General features: G+C 52.9%; 4 protein-coding genes. All 4 read right to left on the bottom strand.

Going from position 1 to position 4310, the window contains the following annotated elements; all coding sequences use genetic code 11:
• Nucleotides 1–1018: stage II sporulation protein D (gene spoIID, locus IKE44_RS06390; RefSeq protein ID WP_287465359.1), on the bottom strand; the 1018-nt coding region annotated here is incomplete at its 3' end.
• 334 nt (nt 1019–1352) lie between these two features.
• Nucleotides 1353–2657 carry a UDP-N-acetylglucosamine 1-carboxyvinyltransferase gene (gene murA, locus IKE44_RS06395; RefSeq protein ID WP_064213651.1) on the bottom strand — a complete coding sequence of 435 codons (1305 nt, stop codon included), beginning with the start codon at nt 2655–2657 and terminating at the stop codon, nt 1353–1355.
• Between the two features lie 31 nt (nt 2658–2688).
• On the bottom strand, nt 2689–3444 hold the full coding sequence (locus IKE44_RS06400) for a YwmB family TATA-box binding protein (RefSeq protein WP_287465362.1): 756 nt from the start codon (nt 3442–3444) through the stop codon (nt 2689–2691).
• A gap of 276 nt (nt 3445–3720) precedes the next feature.
• The gene (locus IKE44_RS06405; RefSeq protein ID WP_033011771.1) at nt 3721–3960 is read right to left on the bottom strand and encodes a DUF1146 family protein; all 240 of its coding nucleotides are present in this window, start codon (nt 3958–3960) and stop codon (nt 3721–3723) included.
• Nucleotides 3961–4310: the final 350 nt, after the last annotated feature.

The following is a 4310-nucleotide window of genomic DNA, read 5'->3' on the forward strand; positions in this document are numbered from 1 at the left end:
CGGTCAACTTGTTTAAAAAGGCGGTCGCTGAAGAGATGCGGACGCCTCGGTAATAATGCTTCACGATGTCGGCGTACGTTTTCCCTTCTTTGGCCATAAAGTTGGCGCCGTATTGACTCATGCCGACGCCATGGCCGTAACCTTTCGTCGTAATGATGATGTCATTCCCGCTACGCACCCAGGTGAAATCACTCGACGGCAAGCCGAGCCGTTCACGCACTTCGCGGCCCGTGAACGTCTTTCCGCCGATTTTCACCTCGCCGACTCGACGGCCGGGCGTGCGCGATAAAATGACACCGACGGATCCGTCTTTTGGCAGCACGATTCCGAGCCTCCGCTCAAATTCGACGACAGACATCGTTTTTCGCTGATAAAACTTCGGGGATTGTTTGTCCCATAGGCTGACGACGCTTTTTAAATACGGGATATCGTTTTTCCAGTACGCTTCAGAATTTTCTGTATACCCGTTGCTTGTGGAAAAGAAGAGCGCTTCAATCGGTTCGTTGTTGTACGTTAAAATTTGCCCGCGCGTATCCAGAACCGCTTTGGTCACTTTTTTGATCTTCCAGTCGTAATCGCTTCCCCATAACTTCCGCAGTTCGTCATCGCTGTAATACACTTGGTGCGCCACTGTGTCGGTCACATTCGCTCCTTGCGGCAGGCGGAACGGCTGGTTGGCGAGCATCTGTTTGACGATATACGTTCGTGCCGTTAAGGCCTGCGCCTTTAACGCCTCGAGCTCAAATTCGGCCGGCATTTCCGCCGCCACCACTCCGATGACGTACTGTTCAAGGGGGATTTTTTCCACGCGCTGTTCTTTGCTTCGGTAAACCGCCACGTCAATGGACGGCCCTTCGGCTGCCTGCGAACGCTGGAGTTGTTCGTGCTTCTGCAACTGTTCCGTCAATTTCGCCACCTTCCCATCGTAAAACGGCAGGACAAGCGCTGCAGGAATGACGAGGATGGCCACAAACAGGCATAGTGCAAGTACGATGACCGGTTTCAGTCGTTTCACCATAGCCGAGCCCCCAATATGCATTTTCTAAGCCCAAGCGGACATGATCAATCAATGCCTGCATGGCTTCCGTTCGTTACTTATAGTTATGGGCTCGGACAAGTATATATGACTGTTTTCTTTCGCGTCTCCTCCTGTCCTTGAACGAGCGGATGCGCGCCCTCTTCCGTGCAGCGGAAAGCGGAGAGCCGGCATTGGCCGGCCAAGCGGGGGGAGAGAATGCAAAAAACGACCATTCGATAAGCGTCAATTCCCGTTTTTAGGTCTGGGCGTGAGAAAATGCAAAAAAACGACCATTCCCCGCCGAAACAGGCAGTTCACGGTCGTTTTTTCGCCATTATCCGTTCCATTCGATCGCTTGGATCGGGTCGAGTTGTTCTGTTTCTTCCCGAACGCGTTCAATGTCAGCGCCAAGCGCGGCCAGTTTTTCATGAAAGCGGACATAGCCGCGGTCAAGATGACGAAGCTCGGTCACGCGCGTGTAGCCGTCCGCCGCAAGTCCAGCCAAAATCAAAGCGGCGGCAGCGCGCAAATCGGTGGCCGCTACTTCAGCGCCTTGCAGCTGGCACGGACCGTTAATAATGACAGAGCGCCCTTCAATTTTAATATCAGCGTTCATCCGGCGGAATTCTTCCACATGCATGAAGCGGTTTTCAAAGACAGTCTCGGTGACCATGCTCGTGCCTTCCGCTTTTAACAGGAGCGCCATCATTTGCGATTGCATGTCAGTTGGAAAACCTGGGTATGGCATCGTTTTAATGTCGACGGCTTTCAACGTTTCCGGACCGATGACGCGCACCCCGTTTTCTTCTTCGATAATCGTCACGCCCATTTCTTCCATTTTGGCAATGAGCGAACTTAAATGCTCGGGAACCGCTCCTTGCACGAGGACATTGCCGCCGGTGATGGCGGCTGCCACCATAAAGGTGCCAGCTTCAATGCGATCCGGGATGACGGTGTGGGACGTGCCGACGAGCTCGTCAACTCCCTCGATTCGAATCGTGCCGGTCCCGGCGCCGCGCACTTTGGCGCCCATCGCGTTCAAAAAGTTCGCCAAATCGACAATTTCCGGCTCTTTGGCGCAGTTTTCGATCACAGTTGTACCTTCCGCGAGCACCGCGGCCATCATAATATTTTCCGTTGCCCCAACGCTTGGAAAGTCCAAGTATACTTTGGAGCCGCGGAGACGGCCGTTCACTTCTGCATCGATAAAGCCGTTGCCGACTTTCACGAAGGCGCCCATTGCTTCAAATCCTTTTAAATGTTGATCGATCGGGCGCGAACCAATGGCACAGCCACCCGGCAAGGCGACGCGGGCGCGGCCGTTGCGGGCCAACAGCGGTCCCATGACGAGCACGGAAGCGCGCATTTTCCGCACATATTCAAACGGCGCTTCCACCGTCAGCGGAGCGGTCGCATCGACCGTTACCGTATTGCCGGCGATTTGCACATCGGCGCCTAAATAGCGGAGCACCTCACTGATTGTATATACATCGGAAAGAGCAGGCACATCATGAATCGTGCTAGTTCCTTTTGTCGCTAATAAGGTGGCAGCAATGACGGGCAAAACGGCATTTTTTGCGCCTTCCACTTTGACGGTGCCGCTCAACCGGTTTCCGCCACGGACGATGATCTTTTCCAAGGTATTCCCCTCCGCGTCCAATTTCTCTATATTAATATTCAATGGTAATGATTGGGGTTCCAACAACGACGCGCATCTTGCCGTCCAATCTTTCCCTCAAGGCGAGTTGCAGGTTGATCGGCTGTTGCTTGGCGGCCGGGAGAACGTTCTTCCACTGCCCAGTATATGCAGACAGGGAAACGAATGACTCTTCCCGCAACCACTCAACCGGTTTCGCTTGAAAGTCGCGCACCAGCCGAGAAGCCTGATCGAACAAACCACCTTTCATATTACCATTGAACTCGCCTTCAATACAAGCATAAAATGTAGGGGCGTTCACAAATAGGCCGTTCGTCTTCATTTGAATCTGGCGTGCTGCTTCTTTCCACCCAATCCGGCTCCATTTGGGGCCCGTTGCTTCATAGAGGATATACGTTTGCGGCGTACCGTTTGTGACGGTCATCACGAGCTGGATTTGTTCTTGGAAGAAGGCGTGCTCGTTTTTGCCGATCGCTTTTTGCCAATGTCCGCTTTTGGCAAACGACCAATGAAACGAACGATATGTTTGTTTCAATTCCGCCATTTTTTTGAAAAAGTCCGCATCATTTTGAATATCGCGGGCATACTCTCTTGTGTAAATGACCCAGCAGCCAAGCGAAGCACCGTGTTGCGCCAGCGTGCGCGCCATCGTTTCCATCGGTTTTGACCATTCGTCCCCCTGCGCGCCTTCTGTCCGGTATTGCCAGGCGGCGAAAAACAGGCTGGCCAGCATGAGCGCCAGCAGCCATTTCATCCGGTTTTTTCTCATCTTCGGTCCCTTCCTCTCCTTACTTGTTATTGTTGCCACCAGGACAGGGAACATACGTCCAAAAAATCGACAACCGGTGATTTTTGAAATCGTTTTCATGCATAAAAATAGAGTGGACGGATCGTCCACTCGGCCGAAAAAGACCCGGCCACCCATGCAGATCAATGGCGCCATATGGAAGATGCGTCGGCCGCGCGCGGCCGATCGCATAGCCTGTTGCGGCCAAAACGAGCGTGTCGGCGGCATGAAGCCTGCCCTGCCGCAGACGGGGCGCTGCTAGTCGCGAAACAAATACGGCAAATCGGTCGACCATGCCCAATAGTCGAGGAAAAAGTTCGCAACCGTTGAGCCGATCGCAATCGTCAATAAAATGTACAGCAGCCGCCCTTGGACGACGCGGTTCGGCTTCAGAAGCACTTCAAGCCGGACAGCTTGCAGCGTCCACCACGTCACCGCCATGAACACTAAATGAATGATAATCGACAGCAGCGCCTGTTGACCGATGATGGGCATCACCGCGCTCCACCTCCTCCTAAACCATGCAAACGTCCCCCATCCTCTTGATGAGGCGGTTTCCCCTCTGTTCAACAAAAAAGAGGAGAGGGTTCCCTCTCCCCTTATTGTACCGTTACGGCAAAAAATCGCCAAAATGCCCAAATTGGGCGGAGTCAGTCAAGACTTTGTGGAGAACATTTTTTCGGTTCACTACGGGCGTTGTCAATCACTACCTGAATCCGTGATAAAGACGCGTTCAAAGCTGCCAAGAAAACTGGATCAATCAACAAAATATTGCACTCGGGGTTCTTCACCTAATAGGTGAACATTCGAAATGGAGTCGAAGTCTCGACACGATTGGGTTTCCCAGC

The sequence above is a fragment of the Geobacillus sp. genome, from assembly GCF_017515625.1.
Classification (GTDB): domain Bacteria; phylum Bacillota; class Bacilli; order Bacillales; family Anoxybacillaceae; genus Geobacillus; species Geobacillus stearothermophilus.